At 46.1% G+C, this 20,254-nt stretch carries 18 protein-coding genes; 2 read left to right on the top strand and 16 right to left on the bottom strand.

Features of this window, described 5'->3' with window-relative positions:
• The first annotated feature begins 85 nt into the window (after positions 1–85).
• Together AYW76_RS07225 and AYW76_RS07230 are read left to right on the top strand one after the other, a co-directional pair.
• Positions 86–2,362: a copper amine oxidase gene (locus AYW76_RS07225; RefSeq protein WP_067217827.1), complete on the top strand. Its 2,277-nt coding sequence runs from the start codon at positions 86–88 to the stop codon at positions 2,360–2,362.
• A gap of 119 nt (positions 2,363–2,481) precedes the next feature.
• Positions 2,482–3,891 carry an aldehyde dehydrogenase family protein gene (locus AYW76_RS07230; RefSeq protein ID WP_067217831.1) on the top strand — a complete coding sequence of 470 codons (1,410 nt, stop codon included), beginning with the start codon at positions 2,482–2,484 and terminating at the stop codon, positions 3,889–3,891.
• A 62-nt stretch (positions 3,892–3,953) separates the two neighbouring features.
• Here the strand turns inward: AYW76_RS07230 and AYW76_RS07235 are convergent, their stop codons facing one another.
• The 16 genes from AYW76_RS07235 to paaF form a co-directional block, all read right to left on the bottom strand.
• Positions 3,954–4,784, bottom strand: coding sequence for a helix-turn-helix domain-containing protein (locus AYW76_RS07235; protein ID WP_067217834.1), 831 nt, complete (start codon positions 4,782–4,784; stop codon positions 3,954–3,956).
• Between the two features lie 111 nt (positions 4,785–4,895).
• Positions 4,896–5,924: a TRAP transporter substrate-binding protein gene (locus tag AYW76_RS07240; protein WP_067217837.1), complete on the bottom strand. Its 1,029-nt coding sequence runs from the start codon at positions 5,922–5,924 to the stop codon at positions 4,896–4,898.
• A gap of 121 nt (positions 5,925–6,045) precedes the next feature.
• Complete coding sequence (locus AYW76_RS07245) at positions 6,046–7,374, bottom strand: TRAP transporter large permease (RefSeq protein ID WP_067217841.1); 1,329 nt, start codon at positions 7,372–7,374, stop codon at positions 6,046–6,048.
• Between the two features lies 1 nt (position 7,375).
• A complete protein-coding gene (locus AYW76_RS07250; RefSeq protein ID WP_067217844.1) occupies positions 7,376–7,909 on the bottom strand; it encodes a TRAP transporter small permease in 534 nt (177 codons plus the stop codon).
• 83 nt (positions 7,910–7,992) lie between these two features.
• Positions 7,993–10,050, bottom strand: coding sequence for a phenylacetic acid degradation bifunctional protein PaaZ (paaZ, locus tag AYW76_RS07255; protein ID WP_067217847.1), 2,058 nt, complete (start codon positions 10,048–10,050; stop codon positions 7,993–7,995).
• A gap of 72 nt (positions 10,051–10,122) precedes the next feature.
• Positions 10,123–11,196, bottom strand: coding sequence for a 1,2-phenylacetyl-CoA epoxidase subunit PaaE (gene paaE / locus AYW76_RS07260; protein ID WP_067217850.1), 1,074 nt, complete (start codon positions 11,194–11,196; stop codon positions 10,123–10,125).
• 36 nt (positions 11,197–11,232) lie between these two features.
• Complete coding sequence (gene paaD, locus AYW76_RS07265) at positions 11,233–11,766, bottom strand: 1,2-phenylacetyl-CoA epoxidase subunit PaaD (protein ID WP_067217854.1); 534 nt, start codon at positions 11,764–11,766, stop codon at positions 11,233–11,235.
• Complete coding sequence (gene paaC / locus AYW76_RS07270) at positions 11,753–12,514, bottom strand: 1,2-phenylacetyl-CoA epoxidase subunit PaaC (RefSeq protein ID WP_067218014.1); 762 nt, start codon at positions 12,512–12,514, stop codon at positions 11,753–11,755. The genes paaD and paaC overlap by 14 nt, the downstream gene beginning before the upstream one ends.
• 7 nt (positions 12,515–12,521) lie before the next feature.
• A complete protein-coding gene (gene paaB / locus AYW76_RS07275; RefSeq protein WP_067217858.1) occupies positions 12,522–12,803 on the bottom strand; it encodes a 1,2-phenylacetyl-CoA epoxidase subunit PaaB in 282 nt (93 codons plus the stop codon).
• 18 nt (positions 12,804–12,821) lie between these two features.
• Entirely contained in the window at positions 12,822–13,814 is a 993-nt protein-coding gene (paaA, locus tag AYW76_RS07280) for a 1,2-phenylacetyl-CoA epoxidase subunit PaaA (RefSeq protein ID WP_067217861.1), read from the bottom strand.
• A 178-nt stretch (positions 13,815–13,992) separates the two neighbouring features.
• Complete coding sequence (gene paaK / locus AYW76_RS07285; RefSeq protein ID WP_067217864.1) at positions 13,993–15,312, bottom strand: phenylacetate--CoA ligase PaaK; 1,320 nt, start codon at positions 15,310–15,312, stop codon at positions 13,993–13,995.
• 87 nt (positions 15,313–15,399) lie between these two features.
• Positions 15,400–16,614: a 3-oxoadipyl-CoA thiolase gene (pcaF, locus tag AYW76_RS07290; protein ID WP_067217868.1), complete on the bottom strand. Its 1,215-nt coding sequence runs from the start codon at positions 16,612–16,614 to the stop codon at positions 15,400–15,402.
• Positions 16,607–17,071, bottom strand: a complete 465-nt coding sequence (gene paaI, locus AYW76_RS07295; RefSeq protein WP_067217871.1) for a hydroxyphenylacetyl-CoA thioesterase PaaI — start codon at positions 17,069–17,071, stop codon at positions 16,607–16,609. The genes pcaF and paaI overlap by 8 nt, the downstream gene beginning before the upstream one ends.
• On the bottom strand, positions 17,061–18,596 hold the full coding sequence (gene paaH, locus AYW76_RS07300; RefSeq protein ID WP_067217874.1) for a 3-hydroxyacyl-CoA dehydrogenase PaaH: 1,536 nt from the start codon (positions 18,594–18,596) through the stop codon (positions 17,061–17,063). Before paaH ends, paaI begins: the two co-directional genes overlap by 11 nt.
• Before the next feature lie 2 nt (positions 18,597–18,598).
• Entirely contained in the window at positions 18,599–19,390 is a 792-nt protein-coding gene (gene paaG, locus AYW76_RS07305; protein WP_067217877.1) for a 2-(1,2-epoxy-1,2-dihydrophenyl)acetyl-CoA isomerase PaaG, read from the bottom strand.
• Positions 19,391–19,446: 56 nt separating this feature from the next.
• Positions 19,447–20,232: a 2,3-dehydroadipyl-CoA hydratase PaaF gene (gene paaF / locus AYW76_RS07310; RefSeq protein WP_067217880.1), complete on the bottom strand. Its 786-nt coding sequence runs from the start codon at positions 20,230–20,232 to the stop codon at positions 19,447–19,449.
• Positions 20,233–20,254 lie beyond the last annotated feature (22 nt).

The following is a 20,254-nucleotide window of genomic DNA, read 5'->3' on the forward strand; positions in this document are numbered from 1 at the left end:
AGGTGTTCCGTTTTTTACAATACTCGCTTGCCCAATTCTCTTTATATGTAAATGTACAAATATTGAGAACACACTGGAGCAACCGATGAAAACTATAAAAAAGACTATCATAGCCGCCGCAATTTCGACTCTATCCCTTGTTTCAAGTCATGCAGTAATGGCCCATGGCTCCTCACCTGATTACATCAAGATAGAAGATTCTCTTAAAAACTCTGGCGCAGTGTTTGCCTACGACAAATCTTCCAAAGAAGTGCATATAACGCTTAATCAAGCGCATGCCTGCGTAAAGGTAGGTGCCATGGACGCTGAAGTGAATGGCAAAAGAATTCAACTCGATGCTCCGATCAAATTTGAGCATGGCAATCTTCTTGTCGAGAAAGGATTTGCAAACGATCTGTTTGAAGGGCATGTTTCCCAAACCATTTCTCTAAGTCATGCAAAACATCCATTAGATCCTTTATCCGAAGCAGAAATCACCTTAACTCAGCAAACCGTTCAGGCATCTAAGTATTTTCGTAACAACCTGAGGTTTACGGAGATCAAGCTTGCGGAGCCAGACAAAAGTAAAGTATGGGCTTGGTCGTTCGGACAAGATGAAGACTTTTTGCGTTTAGCAAACTTTACCATTTTGGATGGTAAACACGTTATTGAAGGCACCGTTAACTTGGCAACTAAGACGGTCACACGTTGGCAGCCCATTAAAGACGTTCACGGAATGGTCATCTGGGACGATTTTGTTGCCGCTCAGGAGATTATTGAAGGTAGTAAAGAATATGCCGATGCCCTTAAAAAACGCGGTATAGACAATGTTAAGGAAGTGGTGGCTACCCCGCTAACCGTCGGTTTCTTTGATGGCGAAGATGGACTGAAAGAAGACGACCGTCTGCTAAAAATAGTCTCATATTTAGACATTGGCGATGGCAATTTTTGGGCGCACCCTATTGAAGGGCTAGTGGCTGTGGTCAACCTAGAAACCCAATCTATTGAAAAAATCGAAGACAGCGGTGTCATCCCTGTCCCCATGAAGCCAAACCCTTATGATGGTCGTGACCAGAAAAAAATGGCCAAGGTAAAACCCATTGCCATTTCAGAACCAGAAGGTTCGAATTACAAAATGTCTGGCAATATCATCCATTGGCAAAACTGGGATTTCCACTTAAAGCTTGACCCTCGTGTTGGTCCTGTTCTCTCTACGATGACCTACAACGACCAAGGCACCAAACGCAAAATCATGTACGAAGGTTCCCTTGGTGGCATGATTGTTCCCTACGGTGATCCTGATATCGGTTGGTATTTTAAGGCGTATCTAGATTCTGGCGATTACGGTATGGGCGGTCTTACCTCGCCTCTTGAATTAGGAACTGACGTGCCACCTAACGCTAAGCTGTTACCGGCCACCTTAGCCGACAATAGCGGCGCACCTTATACCATTCCAAATGCCATCGCGATCTTTGAACGCTATGCAGGCCCAGAATACAAACATAATGAAATGCTTGGCAGCGGCGCGGGTAATCAAAGCCGTGCACGTCGAGAGCTTGTGGTTCGCTGGGTCAGCACCATCGGCAACTACGACTACATGTTTGACTGGGTTTTACTTGCTAATGGGACAATCAAATTGGATGTGGGCGCGTCCGGAATTGAAGCGGTAAAAGGCGTCAAAACTCGAACCATGCATGATGCAACCGCCAAAGATGACACGCGCTACGGCACATTGATTGATCACAACATTGTTGGCACAACACATCAACACATCTACAACTTCCGTTTAGACCTGGACGTAGATGGCGAGAAAAACTCTTTAGTAGAGCTAAACCCTGCGGTGGAAAAAAACACCGCTGGCGGTCCCCGTAAAAGCGTTATGGTCGTTAATCAGCATACAGTGAAAGACGAACAAGAAGCGTCTCAGAAGTTTGACCCATCTACCATTCGTTTGATGAGCAATCCAAACAAAGAAAACCGCATGGGCAACCCGGTGTCTTACCAAATTATTCCGTTTGCAGGCGGCACACACCCCATTGCAAAAGGCGCATTATTTAGCAAAGACGAGTGGATCTATAAACGCGTTAGCTTTATGGACAAACAAATCTGGGTGACCAATTACAAGCCTGAGGAACGCTTTCCAGAAGGGACTTACCCTAATCGTGCTAAAACGGATACCGGTTTAAAGACGTTTATTGAAGACAATGAGTCTATTGAAAATAAAGACAACGTATTATGGATCACAACAGGTGCCACACACGTCGCTCGGGCAGAAGAGTGGCCAATGATGCCGACAGAGTATGTACACGCTATGCTTAAACCATGGAACTTCTTTGATCAGACACCAACACTGAATCTTCCTTCAGCAACAGAGCAAAAGTAGCCATATGAAAAGTAGCGGTGAATAAGAGCAATTTAACCACTTATTCACCGTTGCCTTCTTGGTTCGACACCCTTTAAGACACAACAATGTCTAACTTTGAAACGCATTGAAGGTATATTATGACAACTTATTCACTTATGAGTGGCGGTGAAAAACTGGCCACCACTGACACGTTTTCTGTCATCAATCCATCCACGATGGCGACTGTTGGCGAGTCACCCAAAGCGACGGTAGAAAACCTCAACACCATTATAAAAGAAGCCAAAAAGGCATTTTCATCATGGTCAGCCGTGCCTTTCGCGAAGCGTCAGCAGTATCTTAATCAAATTGCAGATGCTCTAGAAACACACTCGCAAGAATTGGCTAGCATCATCACTCAAGAACAGGGCAAGCCTATTGGTGCATCGCTAGGCTCGATGTTTGAAATGGGGGGCGCTGTTGCTTGGACACGCTATACAGCAAGTTTAGAACTACCGGTAAAAGTACTTCAAGACGATGAAAATGGGCATATTGAGCTGCATCGTCGCCCTATTGGCGTCGTAGCTTCGATTACCCCTTGGAATTGGCCTGTATTGATTGCGATCTGGCATATTATACCGGCCATTTTGGCTGGCAATACCGTCGTTTGTAAGCCATCCCCTTATACGCCACTTTCGACACTGCGTATGATCGAAATAATGAACAGCATTTTACCAGAAGGTGTGGTTAATAGTATTTCAGGGGGTGATGAACTCGGTGCAGCGATTTCTGATCATCCTGATATCGACAAAATTGTGTTTACTGGCTCGACTGAAACTGGCAAGAAAGTCATGTCTTCATCCGCTAAAAATCTCAAACACTTAACACTTGAGTTAGGCGGAAATGATGCGGGTATTGTTCTAGGTGATTGCAACCCCGATGAGATTGCTCCAGGTTTATTTTGGGGCGCATTTATTAACAATGGCCAAACCTGTGCCGCAATGAAACGTTTATATGTACACCGCTCGATTTACAATGAGGTTTGTGACTCATTAACGGCTTTTGCAAAAAGTGTCAAAATGGGCGACGGCTTTGCCGAGGGCGCTGAGCTGGGTCCGATTCAAAATAAAATGCAATTCGACATCGTCAACGAGTTGGTAAAAACGTCCATTCAACAAGGCGGAAAAGTGTTACTAGGTGGGCCGCTTGATTCAGAAGACAGCCTATTCTTCCCCATCACATTGGTTGCCGTTGAAAACAATAAAAACGCCTTGGTGCAAAATGAGCAATTTGGACCTGCTTTGCCAATCATTCCATTCGATACCGTCGAAGAAGCCATCAAACTCGCCAATGATAGCTCCGCAGGCTTAGGTGGATCTGTTTGGTCTAATGATAAAGCCTCGGCCGCTGAGATCGCAGGGCAAATGGAATGCGGTACGGTGTGGCTCAATAAGCATGGTGCGATTCAACCGAATGCGCCGTTTGGCGGTGTGAAATCATCTGGACTCGGCGTGGAGTTTGGCGAGGAAGGTTTACTGGCTAACACGACTATCCAGTGCATCTTTTCGTAATCAAGACATGAGCAAACGGTATTAGCTGATTGATAGCCAGCTAATACCTTGCTTTTAACTCATCACTTAGTAGGCACACTGGCATCATCCCTCGTAATGTTCACATCAAGCATTTTTCTAACAAACCAGCTTGGCGTCATGTGTGTGAAATACTTAAAGTCTTTGGTTAAGTGGGAGTCGTCATAATAGGAAAAACCCATAAAATCCGTGTGATGATTTTGCTGAAATTCCTCACCATATAAAATATCACTGATAATTTCTTGGAATCGAACAATCCGGCTGTATTGCTTTGGCGACATGCCAATGCTTTGATTAAATTTCTTTCTGAGCAGTCGTTCGCTGATACCCATGTCATTGGACATATCCGCAATTCTTATTGTTCCATGACTGCTTATGATTTTGTCGATGCAATGATCAATTAAGTCTATTTTAGAGTCATTTAAAGCGCCCGAGTAGATCAGCCAGTTTTCTAATATTTCAACTCGCGACGGGAAATCCACCGCTGAAATTAACGCATCTACTGTCGATGAATCCTGCTTGGTCGCTTCAATAATGGGAATGCCCTGATTGATCATTTCTGAGAACGGTATATAAGCGAGTCTACGACTGATAGAGGTAGACACTCTAATGCCGCAATAGGTTTTTTCCGGCAGATAATGAATACTGGTTGGGGTGTCTACTGACCCCCATAAGATGGCAGATTGATGATGGCTATCACAACAGAACTGAAAATCAGCACACCCATCTGCCACCACAATGGTTGCTTCCGATGACGAGGTAGTAAATTGATAATAAAGAACGGAAAAATTTGAATAATGAACAATTCGTTCATTATAATTTTTGAAATCTAGTGCAAAGCAGTATTGGGCAGGAATCGCATGATGGGCATTCATATAAACCTCTTTAAACTCAGAAGACTCCTTTCTATCCAGTCATTGAATTAAAAGCCATTACCAATGTTTATAATGGCTTTTAATTCTATCCGCTTCAAATTTAAGTACGTGTTACTGACTTAATTCACTGACATTTTTTCTAAAGTAAGCCAGTGCCGCTTTTGCATCCGCTTTTCGATCAGAAACGGAATCAATCCAATCTTGATCAATGCCCTCTTCTAGTGCGTTCATTTCTTTTACGATCGCATCGTCTTCTGTGAGAAACACGACATTAACGCCTTTGGCTTTGGCTTCTAAAATACCGTCTTGGTCTGCTTTACCCCATGCGGCGCCGGCCAATCTTGAAAGCTTCTCTCCAGACACACTCATAATGGCATCGCGATCGTCTTTGCTAAGACTGTCTAACGTATCTGGGTTCATAACGATGCTGAAAGCTGTGGTGTAAAGTCCTTTCGGGAACAAGGTTAAGTCCGTAGTCACTTCACTCAAACGTAAGGTTCTTTGCTGTTCCGCTGGTAAGAATGTCCCGTCTACAACGCCTTGTTGCATCAGCTCGTAGGATTTAGGCGCCGGCGCTGAGATCGGTGTTACTTCTAAACGCTCCGCTAGTGTGTTCACTAAGCCGCCACCGATACGCATTTTTTTGCCTTTTAAGTCTGCTAGCGAGTTCACTGGGAAATTTGTATTTAACTGACCTGGTCCATGTACAAACAAGGCCAGTAATTCCAGCCCAATAAATTCTTCATCGTCTTTAAAGAACTTCTCATAGGTGTTCCATAAGGCCACAGAACCTACTTCCGCATCGGTAATTTCCCCTGGAATTTCAGCAACACTGGTCAATTTAAAACGACCCGGAATATAAGAATTCACACTGAACCCTACATCGTAAACACCGTCTTCTACGGCATCAAAAATGGTTTTTGGATCCCCAGTATAGTTTTCAATGACAACCTCCACCCGGCCATCGGTCGCTTTCTCAACCCAACTTTTCCAAGTTGGCCAAACAATTGCGTTTTGCGAGCTAGTGGGTGGCAACCAAGTTGCTACATGCAAAGTGGTCTCTGCGGCTGACGCAACACCAGATGCTAAAATTGATGTTCCACATAGTGCCCAAAGTAGATTTTTTTTAACCTGAATCATATTTATTATTCCTATATTTTATGATTTACATTAATAATATTTCGCACTCTCTCAACAATGACTTTTTAAAACTGTTTTTTAATTAAAAGTCTAAAAAGCCAAACAACGCATTTAACTCGTATTATTCGTATAGAAATCTAGGTAAAAACATTGATACTGGGACGATAAAAATAATAATGAACAATCGGATAATATCGGCACACCAAAATGGCGTAACGCCTTTAAAAATCGTTCCTGCTTTTACATTTTTCAATACCGCACTTAAGACAAACACATTCATGCCGACAGGCGGTGTTATCAAACTAATCTCGGTGACCACGACCACAACAATGCCAAACCAAACAAGGTCGAAACCTAAACTAGCAACCAACGGGTAAAAAACAGGTACCGTGAGCAGCAGCATAGAAAGGCTCTCGAACACCATTCCAAGAATGATATAAATGACCAAAATCACCATAATGACTAACATAGGACTCAGCTCTAATGCCGTAACGAAGCCTAATAACGCATCAGGCAACCCTGCTCGCGTGATAAAGTCCGAAAAGATGAAGGCACCTATGACCACACAAAACAACATGGCGGACGTTCTTGTGGTGTCCACTAAGGTTTCAAAAATGCTTCCAAAACTCAGGCTCCGACGGGACAGGCCAATCAGTAAGGCCCCACCTGCACCAATACCTGCAGCCTCGGTGGGTGTAAACACACCTAGGTAAATCCCCCCCATTACTATCGTAAACAGCAATAGCACGCCCCAAATGCTCTTCAAGGCTGTGATGCGCTCTTTAAAGCCCATGCGCTCACCAGCAGGCCCAGCGGCAGGGTTTCGCCAGATAACAAAACGAACGGCGCCCATATAAAGCACGATACCCAGTAAGCCCGGTATAAAGCCCGCTGCAAACAACTCGCGAATACTCGATTGGGTCAACAAACCATAGATGACCAAGATGACGCTAGGGGGAATCAATATGCCCAATGTACCACCGGCCGCAATCGAAGCTGTAGCGAGGCTATCTGAGTAACCAAATTTGCGCATCGGTGGCATGGCGACTTTTGCCATGGTGGCAGAGGTGGCTAAACTGGAACCACAAATGGCAGAAAAACCACCACACGCCAATACGGTTGACATCGCTAAACCGCCTTTTCTATGCCCTAAAAAAGCATAAGACGCGTTATATAACTCCTGCGACAGACCCGATCGAGTGACTAAATTCCCCATTAAAATAAATAACGGAATCACGGATAAATTGTAGTCTTGTACTGTGCCAATCACTCGACTGGAAGCTAACGTGAGCGCCGCCGTCCAACGAAATGAAAATAGATTGTCAAAACTGAGGCCTTGCAGAATGGCAAAGCCTAGAAATCCAACCACACCCATGGCAAAAGCAATTGGCATACGGATGACTAGAATTAAAAATAAAAGAACGGCAAAACCAATTAATACAACGGACATGCTAGTCTCCTAACGGCTGTGATTCAGTGTCATCTTTAAGCACGCGATACGCACCATAAGTCAGCATACAAGCCGCCGTTATCCAACTCATGATAGCGATGTATTCAGTCAGATAACCGGTGGGGATTTTTAGATACTCACTCACCTCTCCGCGACGCAGAGAGCGTTCAGCCAATTCGTAAATACGAACCGCTAAAAAATAGAAGGAAGACGAAACAATCAATACCGAGAAGATACCCAGTACTTTAACAATACGATTACCAAATAAATGATCAAATAAATCCACCACGACATGACTACCACGCCATGTGATTAATGGCATTTGCGCAAATACCATGACGGCCAGGCCAATTTGCGTCAGTTCAAAAGCTCCATTAACTGAGTTATTGAAAAGATAGCGGCCCGCCACATCTATGCAGGTTAGCGCCATCAGAAACACTAATACCGCCGCTGAAATTCCCTCTAATACAATGCCAATCCAACGGTAAATATTGGGCTCTGGATAATGCTTGTCTATCCAATTTCTTATCGACATGAGCGCTCCTAAATTTTTATTATTTTAGTCGGTCAAAAAACGAAAACACGAAAACTAGGGCGGAGTACCCGCCCCCATTCGGATCAAACAGATTGCTTCTTAACCAAGGTTAGAATGTCGTAACTGGCAACCAATTCATCATGCTGATTGGTTACTTGGACATCCCACACCACAACCCCTTGTGGCTCGCCCTTTGGACTTAATTTGCCTTGGTCGATTTTGCGTTTACAGGTAAGACGTGCGCGAATCGTGTCACCAATTGGCACTGGCGTTATAAAGCGCAACGTATCCAAGCCGTAATTGGCTAATACAGGCCCTTCTCCAGGCGATACAAATAATCCGGCTGCGGCCGAAAGAACAAAATAACCATGCGCAATACGTTGCTCAAACTGAGAGTCACGTGCAGCAATGTCATCAAAGTGCATATAAAAATGGTCACCCGATAAACAACCGAAGTTCACGATGTCACTTTCTGTAACGGTACGGCGATGAGTCAGAAGCGATTCGCCGATTTGAAGGTTCTCAAAATAACGACGGAATGGATGCACATCAGTTTCAATAGTATCGCCACCCCGCACAAATTCTCCGGTCACCGCGGACAGCATGGTGGGTGAACCTTGAATCGCAGCACGTTGCATGTAATGTTTGACGCCACGAATACCGCCCAACTCCTCACCACCACCGGCACGACCTGGACCGCCGTGTTTTAGCAATGGCAATGGCGAACCGTGCCCAGTCGATTCTTTCGAACTGGCCTCGTTCAAGATATGTACGCGCCCGTGCCAAGCAGCCAGAGCTGGCACGACTTTTTGCGCGACGTGAGGGTCCTGCGTCACTAACGTAGTCACTAATGAGCCTTTACCACGAGCCGCCAAGGCAATCGCGTGGTCAATGTCTTTATATGGCATTAAGGTACTGATTGGGCCAAACGCTTCGATGTCGTGAGCGCCACCGTCCGCGTCTGGATCATTGCTCAGTAGCAATGTCGGCTGAATAAATGCTCCTTGTTTGGCATCACTTCCATGCAGCTCAAGCGTGTCTTTTTCATAGCCAAATACCACTTGACTGCTTTTCAATAATTGCTGAAGTTGCGCCAAAACATCGTCTTGTTGCTCAAAAGAAGCCAATGCCCCCATACGAACTGAATCTAAATGCGGGTCGCCAACCGTGACTTTGGCTAGGCGCTGAGACAGCTTATCTGACACCGCTTTGACATGAGCCTCGGGGATTAATACTCGACGAATGGCGGTACATTTCTGACCCGCTTTGACCGTCATTTCACGTGCGACCTCTTTAATGAACAGGTCAAATTCAACGCTATCAACAGAAACATCTGGCGCCAAAATGGCACAGTTCAATGAATCGGCTTCGGCATTAAAAGGAATCGAGTTGTTAATGATATTGGGCGTGACTTTTAATTTGGCTGCCGTGCTCGCAGAGCCCGTAAAGGTCACCATATCTTGACCCTCCAAGCGATCTAATAAATCACCGGTTCGACCAATGATTAGCTGCAAACTGCCTTCTGGTAAAAAACCAGACGTTTGCATCAAGCGCACACAAGCTTCCGTCAAATAAGAGGTAGAGGTTGCAGGTTTTACAATACACGGCACACCTGCCAGAAAATTGGCCGCAAATTTTTCTAACATGCCCCAGATCGGGAAGTTAAAAGCATTAATGTGGACCGCAACACCTTGGCGGGGGACCAAAATGTGCGATCCGAAAAATTGACCTTCACGGCCTAATGGAAAAGCATCGTCTTCATGAATCAAATTACCCGACGGCAGCTCACGTCGTCCTAAACTTGCATAGGCAAACAACGTACCGGCGCCACCTTCTATATCTACCCAGCTATCATTTCGAGTTGCCCCGGTGAGCAAAGAGATTTCGTACAGTGACTCTTTGTGTTCAATAAGATATTTGCCTAAGTCTCTCAAGCAGGATGCACGGCTTTGAAAATCCATGTTCATTAACGCAGTGCGACCTTGTTTACGGGCAAACGCTAATGACTTTTCAAAATCAATGGTTTCCGCATGGGTATGATAAATTGTTTCACCGTTAACTGGGCTAACAAGCGCTTTTTCAGCTTGCTGACCTAACCACTCTCCAGCAATAAAACTTTGTAGGACTGGGCTTTGGCTCATAGTGTTCTCCCTCGATGACTTTGTGCCATCGTAATTATTGTTTTTTATAATTTTGCGCACGAAGAAAAGGCGTTATATCTCGTCGAAATCCAGTACCACTTTCTTTGAGACTGGATAAGATTGGCAAGACAGTATGTAACCGGCTTCTACTTCGTAATCTTCAAGCCCAAGGCTGATGTCCATATCCACTTCACCTTCAATCACCTTACATTTACAGGTAGAGCACACGCCCGCTTTGCACGAAAACGGTAACTCCGCGCCATGCTCATTACCGGCATTTAGTAGGTTCTCTGTGTTTTGTTTGAGATCAAAGTTCATGGCATGACCGTCACGAATAACGGTAATTTCGGATACGTCTGCATGGGCAGCTGCCTGCGCTCGTTGCTCTCGTTTGCGTTCATTGCCTGCTGCAGCAAACAACTCAAAATGAATATTTTCTTCTGGGGTGCCAGACTCTTTTAATAAGTCTTTCACCATTTCGGTCATGGATTGCGGGCCACAAATAAAAGCTCCCGTTAGATTCTTTACATCCACCCAACGTTCGAACAGCACTCGACATTTATCGGCATCAATATGGCCGTTGTACAAGTCAATATCTTGTTGCTCTCGGCTCAATACAAAGATTAAATTCAAGCGATCCATATAGGTATTTTTAAGATCCGCCAATTGATCTCGAAACATAGTTGAGGATGTGGAGCGGTTGCCGTAGACCAATGTGACTTTACTGTGTGGCTCTGCTGCTAATGTTGTTTTTGCAATGGATAGAATGGGGGTAATACCGCTTCCGGCGGCCACTAATAAATAGTCCCCATGTCGCTCTGGATCCAGCTCAGAATAGAAGTGCCCAAGCGGTGGCATGACGTCTAACGCATCGCCTACTTTGATGGACTCATTGGCAAAGGTAGAAAACAGTCCGTCGGCAACACGCTTTATTGCTACACGCATTTCATTATCGTGTACGCCACTGCAGATAGAGTAAGAGCGGCGCACCTCTTCTCCGTCAATATGAGTACGCAATGTCAAAAACTGACCTTGCTTAAACTGATAGCTCTGAGCGAGTTCCTCAGGGATATCAAAAGCAAGTGAAATAGAATCACGTGTTTCACGACGTAAATCAGAAACGGTAAGAGTGTGAAATTGATTCATCTGTGTCTCCACGGCCACGTTATTGTTATCTATGGCTCAAATACATTTAAAATAATCAAACGGTTCTAAACAGGATTTACAGCGATACAAGGATTTACATGCGGTTGAGCCAAATTCACTCAGTTGCTCGGTGTCATCACTGCCACAATTTGGACATTCAACTTGCGTTATTCCAGACAACAAAGTGCGCTTATTTGAACTCCCCACTGGCGGTGCAATGCCATAGGCTTTAAGACGATTTCGACCTTGATCCGTGATCCAATCGGTTGTCCAAGCAGGGTCTAAACTCTGAGTAATGTGAGGATGGGCAAAACCAGCCTCTTGCAGCGCTTCGCGTATCGAGGTTTCTATGTATTCCGTTGCGGGGCAACCTGAATACGTTGGTGTGACGACCACATATAGGTGCCCATCCGTCCAACCAACATCACGTACGATGCCAAGGTCCATCACGCTTACCACTGGCACCTCTGGATCCATAACGTCTTCCAACACGCTGTAAGCTCGCTGGATATCAGTCTTGTCTCCAGGGCGTCCTAGCTGATCCGTGACAATTAACTCACCAGCTTGCATCGGGATACGCTCTTTGTAAGAACTGCATTTCTGCTAATAAAAGCCCTAAGTGCTCAGAGTGCATGCCTGTTCGAGCACTTAAATAGAAGGTACTGGCGGCATCGGGGACCGTTAATGTTGCGTTAGTGAAAACCTCGCTTACGGTCGCATGCCACAATTCAGGCAATTCAGTTAGCGCCGGAATGTGGCCAGCTTCAGACAGAGACCATTCGGTATCGTTCTGTTCAACCAATTCAAAGGTAAAGCGCCAAACCGTATCAATGGCGTTTACCATACGCTGATGACTCTCGTCGGTACCATCCCCCAAACGCTCAACCCATTGACTAGAGCGGCGTAAGTGATACGTGACTTCTTTAAGCGATTTGGTTGCAATGGCTGCAATATGTTCGTCGTTGGCATTTTTAAGCAGGGTTAATACATGAAATTGCCAAGCATCATAGAAAAACTGCTTCGTCATGGTGACTGCAAAGTCGCCATTTGGCTGCTCAACTAATAGCAGATTACGAAAAGCCCGCTCATCGCGGCGAAAAGCTAATGCATCCGCATCGGTACCATCATTGATTCGCTCTGCGGCATAGTCATACCAGTTGCGAGCTTGACCCACTAAGTCCAAACCAACATTCATCATGCCCAGCTCTTCTTCCAGGGCGGGGGCTCGACCGGTCCATTCACATAGCCGTTGCGCTTGAATTAAGGCACTGTCACCTAGACGCAATAAAAATTCGGTTAAATCATCGTATTTCGTCATAACCACCTCACATGTGTCCGACTTCATCTGGCAACTCATAGAAGCTGGCATGTCGATAAACTTTGTCTTCCGATGGATCGAATAAAGGCTCTTTCTCATCCGTCGCGGTAGCAGTGATCAAAGCAGAAGGCATGACCCAAATACTCACCCCTTCGTTTCGGCGAGTGTATAGGTCTCGCGCATTTTCGATGGCCATTTCGGCATCCGCAGCATGAACGCTGCCGACGTGTTTGTGGTTAAGGCCATGTTTACTTCGGATAAAGACCTCAAAAAGTGTCCATTCAGACATGGTAAATTCCTCAGATTTTTAGGCTGCCGCCTGTTGTTTTTGTTTTTTGTTGGCATGAGCAACCGCCGCTTTTCTCACCCAAGCGCCTTCTTGAGTCGCATTACGACGGGTTTCCAACCGCTCACGGTTGCAAGGACCATTACCTTTTAATACTTCGTAGAATTCTTCCCATTGAATTTCACCAAAGTCGTAGTGACCGCGCTCTTCATTCCATTTCAAATCAGGATCGGGAACCGTGCAGCCTAATAGCTCTAATTGCGGAATCGTTTGATCAATAAAGCGTTGACGCAACTCATCGTTGGTATGACGCTTGATCTTCCAAGCCATGGATTGAGCAGAGTTAGGTGAATCCGCATCACTTGGCCCAAACATCATTAATGAAGGCCACCACAAGCGATTAATAGCGTCTTGAACCATGTCTTTTTGCGCTTGATTACCATGGCGCATCATGTGCAAAAGGATTTCGTAGCCTTGACGCTGATGGAAACTTTCTTCTTTGCACACGCGAATCATCGCGCGTGAATAAGGGCCATAAGAGGTACGCTGGAGCGGAACCTGATTGACGATAGCAGCCCCATCAACCAACCACCCAACTGCGCCCATGTCGGCCCAATTCAACGTCGGATAATTGAATATGCTGGAGTACTTCGCTCGGCCAGAATGAAGTTTTTCAATCTCTTCGTCACGATCTGCGCCCAGCGTTTCCATCGCACTGTAAAGATACAAACCATGTCCCGCTTCATCCTGAATTTTGGCCATCAGCTGCAGTTTGCGCTTTAAGGTTGGCGCTCGAGTCACCCAGTTGCCTTCTGGCAACATACCAACGATTTCAGAATGCGCATGTTGAGAAATTTGACGAATCAAAGTCTTACGATAGTTATCTGGCATCCAATTCTTTGCCTCGATCTTAATCTCAGCGTCAATTTTTTCCTGGAAGGCGCGTTCCTCTGCACCCATTTCGTCGAGCGATTTGACTGTTTTCGTCCCTGTTTCAACTTGTTGTGCGTACATGAGAATTCTCCAATATCGTAGATATAAGTCATGGCATTGATTAACAGAATAGACTAACGATACATAAATACAAGTATATTTTAATTTTTGTGTATCGCTTATTTTTGTGTTTTTTGGACACACAAATCCCCTGACCTCTTAACATAAGAGATCACTTTCTGATAAATACTTAAGTTATTTAAACCGTGGGACGCTCATCGTAAACATGTTTAGCCTTACCTTCTGAGCGAGCTAAACTACCGATTTCTCTGAGCTTGACGTTAATACTGATACCGACTGAAGACTTAACGTGGTGACGCAATTCATTGATGGTGCTAGTGATTTTTTGATCATCAAAATCCGCGCATTCCGGGCGCAGTTCAACATGCACATCCATACCGTCCATATTCCCTTTACGATACAAGTGTATTTCATAATTTTCAGATAAGTGATTCACTTTTATCACCTCTTCTTCAATTTGCGTCGGAAAAACGTTAACGCCGCGGATAATCATCATGTCATCGCTTCGCCCCGTAATCTTATCAATTCGACGCATACGTCGGGCTGTACCTGGCAAAAGACGAGTTAAGTCACGTGTACGGTAGCGAATCATCGGCAGCGCTTCTTTGCTGAGACTGGTAAATACCAGCTCACCCATTTCGCCATCTGGCAACACCTCGCCAGTATTAGGATCAATAATTTCAGGATAGAAATGATCTTCCCAAACGGTCGGCCCATCCTGACTTTCAGCGCATTCTATCGCGACACCCGGCCCCATAATTTCCGATAAGCCATAAATATCCATGGCACGAATTCCCGCACGCTGCTCAACTGAACGACGCAGTTCATGCGTCCAAGGCTCGGCACCAAAAATCCCTAAGCGTAACTTGAGGTCTAACGGGTCAATTCCCTGTTTTTCCATTTCATCTAATAAATTCAGCATGTAGGACGGTGTCACCATGATGATGTCAGGCTGAAAATCTTGAATTAAACGGACTTGCTTCTCGGTCTGCCCACCGGACATTGGAATTACGGTACAACCAAGGCGCTCAGCGCCATAGTGCGCCCCCAAGCCGCCGGTAAACAGCCCATAGCCGTAGGCATTGTGCAATATATCGCCTTTACGGCCACCCGCAGCACGAATGGATCGCGCAACAATATTGGCCCAAGTGTCGATATCATTCTGGGTATAACCGACAACTGTCGGCTTACCTGTCGTGCCACTGGACGCATGAAGCCTTACCACTTGATTCATCGGTGTCGCAAACATACCGTACGGGTAGTTATCGCGTAGATCCGATTTGGTACTGAAAGGAAGTTTGGCAAGATCGTCTAATGACTTAATGTCGTCCGGGTGAATACCCAGTTGATCAAAACGCAGTTTATACATTGGAACGTTGTTATAGGCATGACGAACGGTCCACTGCAATCGCTCTAGCTGATGTGCTCGCAGCTCATCAATACTGGCCGTTTCCATTGGATCAAGTTGTTCTGGATTAAACTGGCTACGAATATCCATGATTATGCTCTCTCATTTATTATTTTTAGAGTTTATGCTTTATCACTGTAGTATCACTTGTCATACAGCTTTTTTATAACGGTTGGATTAATCCAACCGCTCAATGACCATTGCAATGCCCTGACCTACACCAATACACATGGTGCACAAAGCATATCGCTTATTCTTAATTTCTAACTCATTTAGAGCGGTGGTGATCAATCGCGCGCCACTCATCCCGAGCGGATGACCTAATGAAATAGCACCGCCGTTTGGATTAACTCGTGCATCATCATCTGCAAGCCCCAGTTCGCGTATCACGGCCAACCCTTGAGATGCAAACGCTTCGTTTAATTCAATAACGTCCATTTCACCTAACGTCAGCCCCACTTGCTCTAGTACTTTTTTGGAGGCAGGCGCAGGACCGATCCCCATGATACGAGGCTCAACACCCGCTGCCGCCATACCAAGCACTCGACCTCGAGCCTTCAAGCCATAGGTCGCAGCCGCCTCTTCACTCGCCAATAACAAGGCACAAGCACCATCGTTAACGCCAGATGCATTACCTGCTGTGACAGATCCTTTGCCATCTTTTCTAAAAGGGGTGGAAAGCTTTGATAACGCAGCCAACGTGGTTTCGGCACGCGGATGCTCATCACGCTCCACGACTACTGGATCGCCTTTTCGTTGTGGGATCACAACTGGGACAATTTCTTTAGCGAGGCGTCCATTTTCTTGGGCAATGGCTGTTTTTTGCTGGCTACGTAAAGCAAATGCATCCTGATCTTCACGCGAAACATTGAACTCTTCCGCCACATTTTCAGCCGTTTCGGGCATTGAATGCACGCCAAACTGGTCCGCCATGAGCTTATTCACAAAGCGCCAGCCGATGGTCGTATCGTACATATCTGCTTGCCGAGAAAATGCCTGATCGGCCTTACCCATAACAAACGGCGCACGCGACATTGACTCCACGCCTCCCGCAATCATGAGCCCAGCTTCACCTGAACGAATGGTTCTGGCCGCTAACCCTACAGCATCCATACCCGAACCACACAAGCGGTTAATCGTCGAACCAGGGACACTGTGTGGCAACCCTGATAGCAAAGAAGACATGCGCGCCACATTGCGGTTATCCTCACCTGCTTGGTTGGCGCAGCCATACAACACATCACTGACCTTTGACCAATCAACTGTTGGGTTTCGACCCATTAGAGATTTGATAGGGATTGCCCCTAAGTCGTCCGCCCTGACTTTCGATAGCGCGCCACCATAACGTCCAATCGGCGTTCGGATAGCATCAATAATTAGCGCATCAGTCATTTACATTCTCCTGTGAAAGTATCTCGCCTTTAACGCGGTAAGACTTACCATGAAAAATGGCGATCAATTGATCTTGTTGATTGTGTATTTCGACATCGTAATTCCCGGTCCGGCCACCACGGCTTTTTTCATGGCAACTCGCGGTTAGCACATCCCCTTCAAAAGCTGGGGCGACATAGTCAATCGAGCAACCCAGTGCAAAAGTCGGTTGGTTATAGGTATTGCAGGCAAACGCAAAGGCTGAATCAGCAAGCGTAAAGAGATAGCCACCGTGACACGTTTTAAGACCTTGCAACATAAAGTCCTGTACCGTCATGCGAACTTTGGATTGACCTGGCGCTGAAAAAAGCAACGCCATACCTAAATGCTGAGTGGCCATGTCTCGCTCGTACAAAGCTTTTGCACAACGCTCAGCCAGTTCAACATCCACGTGTGTATCGGTTGTATTATTCCCCATGAAAATACCCTCCTGTCATCGCAGTGCGACGCATGAGTAAAGAAGGACGGTATCTATCCTCACCATAGGACAGTTGCAACTGATGCAGCACCGCATTCACCTTAGCAACACCAATCGAGTCAGCCCAAGCCAGCGGCCCTTTGGGATAATTCAAACCAAAGCACATGGCTGTATCCACGCCCTTGGCTGTGGCGACCCCTTGCAAAACCGCATCTGCGGCTTCATTCGCCAGCATCGCTACGGTACGCATTACTACCAAAGCAGGGGAATCTTCGACTTCGCTGATTTTGATACCTGCCAAATCAAAGCATGCCACCACATCCTCAAACGACTTATCGGATGTTGATGCTGATCGGCTCAATGCAATGTGTTCTACCGCTAGATAATCTAGGGCCAGATCCACCAGTACCAGATCACTCAGCTGCTCATCGATGGCACGCTCACATGCCATGCGACCATCGGTAAGCGCCAACCAAGCATCGCCAACTTTTAAATAACCTGGTGCTAGGCTCGATTCTTGTGTGACTTGAATGCCTGCCTGAGCCAAACGCTCAACCAATCCAGTCAGATGCCCCATGTCCTTAGACACCTGGCACTTGATTGGCGTTGCTGGAGCAGAAGAAGCTGGGGAAAATTGCGCCTTGGGCTTTTCGACACCTTCTTGATAGGAGTAGAAACCTTGCCCTGTTTTCCGCCCTAAAAAACCGGCATCGACTAAGTCTTTTTGGATTAAAGACGGTTGGAAACGAAAATCGCCATAATAGGCATCAAATACCGAACAGGTGACAGCATAGTTCACATCGTGGCCAATCATATCCGTCAGCTCGAAAGCCCCCATGCGGAAGCCACCTGCACTTTTTATCAGTGCATCCAGCGTCGCGCAGTCAGCCACTTGTTCCTGACACAGTCGAAAACTTTCCGCATAAAAAGGACGCGCTACTCGGTTAACAATAAAACCTGGTGTAGACGCGGCATGAACGGGTTTTTTGCCCCAATTCGATGCGGTTTCATAAATGCACGCCGCGACGGTGGAATCCGTGGCTAAGCCTGATACCACTTCCACTAATTTCATAATGGGCGCTGGGTTAAAGAAATGCATGCCGATCATACGCTCTGGATGCTGCATGCCAGCGGCCAAACGAGTAATAGAAATGGAAGACGTGTTACTGGCGATAATGCAATCGGTAGCACAGACCGACTCCAAGGTGTCAAAAATGACTTTCTTAACGTCAACATTTTCAACAATGGCTTCGACTACCAATCCTGCATTCGCCAGATCATTTAAGGAGCTCACCACCTCTAATCGAGACAATATCTGCTGAACTTGCTCTGTCGTAAACTTTTGACGCTCGACCAGCTTAGCTAATTGTTTTGCCATCGCGTCTATGGCAGAACTAGCCGCACCGTCTCGGTTATCGTAAAGCTTCACTGGATGGCCTGCTTGAGCCGCGACCTGAGCAATACCCGCACCCATTGCGCCTGCACCAATGACACCAACCACAGTGTTTTGTTGTAATGCAGACATGGTTATTCTCCCTTAAATTCTGGCGTGCGTTTTTCAATAAAGGCTTTGACACCCTCACGGTAATCCTGAGTTTGACCTGCTAAACGCTGTAAATCGCGTTCTACATCAAGCTGAGCATGACAGTCATGGTCAAAACTTTGGTTGAGTGCGCGCTTAATAAAAGACAAACCTTTGGTGGGCTGAGTGGCTAATTGACGCGCTAACGATAAGGCCTCATCTCGAAGTGCCTCGTCATCCACAACTTTGTAAATCATGCCCCACTCTTGAGCTTTTTCTGCCATGAGCGGCTCGCCTAGTAGAGCTAACTCTTTGGCTCTTGCCATGCCAATCAAACGCGGTAAAAACCACGTTCCACCGGAATCTGGAATTAAGCCAATTTTGCAAAAGGCCTGAATGAATTTGGCTGAACGTGCGGCAATAACAAGGTCACATGCTAGAGGAATATTCGCGCCCGCCCCCGCTGCCACACCGTTCACGGCACAAATTACGGGCATAGGAAAAGACTGTAATTGTTTGATTAGCGGATTATAGAAACGCTCGATGGAAACTCCCAAATCGGGGGCATCTGCATTAGGATCAACATTGCGATCAGACAAGTCCTGCCCTGCACAAAAACCTCTTCCTTCTGCGGTTAATACCAACGCTCGGACCTGCGTATCTTTCAAAGCAGATTTAAGCGCTTGCTGCACTTCAAGATGCATGGCTTCATTAAAACTATTCAGCGCTTTGGGACGATTTAAGCTCAATAACGCTACACCTGAATCGACCGAATATAAAATGTGTTCGAAGCTCATGTCTGATTGCCTCTCTTAGAATTGAAAATAACGTTTAATTATTTTTGGCCAGTGAATTAGCGACCGGTAAATTTAGGGCGGCGCTTTTCTTTGAACGCCTGAATCCCTTCATTTCGATCATCGGTGCCAGCCAAGACAGTAAAAGCATGTCGCTCAAAACGCAGACCCGTCGCTAAGTCTGTGTCCATGCCTTTCAGGATGGATTCTTTTGCAAGACGCACAGCTAAAGAACCTTTACTGGCAATAACACTGGCCAACGACAGCGCCCTTGTAACCGTTAGTTCGGGTTGGGTGATTTCACTGATGAGACCTGCGTCTTTTGCTTGCTGGGCTGTGATAGGTAGACCGGTAAGCACCATTTGCATGGTGAGGGATTTGCCGACGGCTCGAAGAAGACGCTGGGTTCCACCAGCGCCAGGCATAATGCCTAAATTGATTTCCGGTTGGCCAAACTGAGCATCGCGACCCGCAATCAAAATGTCGGCATGCATGGCTAATTCGCATCCGCCGCCTAAGCAGTAACCATTGATGGCCGCAATCACCGGCTTAGAAAAACGCGTGATACTTTGCCAATACTGCTGACGTGGATCGTTCAACATACCTACAAGGTCACGTTCTGCCATCTCGTTAATATCAGCACCGGCAGCGAAGGCTTTCGAGTTTCCAGTTAGTACTAATACTCGAATATCGTCTGACACCTCAGCGTTGTCCATGACATCAGAAAGTTCTGCCAACAGTTCAGTCGTAAGGGCATTCAGCGCCTCTGGGCGGTTCAACTGCACTAGTTGAACGCCACTCTCGACCTGATGCACCACCAATAATTGGTAATTGTCATTTTTCATTTGATTCAAACACTCGATCTTA

This window comes from Marinomonas gallaica, from assembly GCF_001639745.1.
In the GTDB taxonomy this organism is placed as follows: domain Bacteria; phylum Pseudomonadota; class Gammaproteobacteria; order Pseudomonadales; family Marinomonadaceae; genus Marinomonas; species Marinomonas gallaica.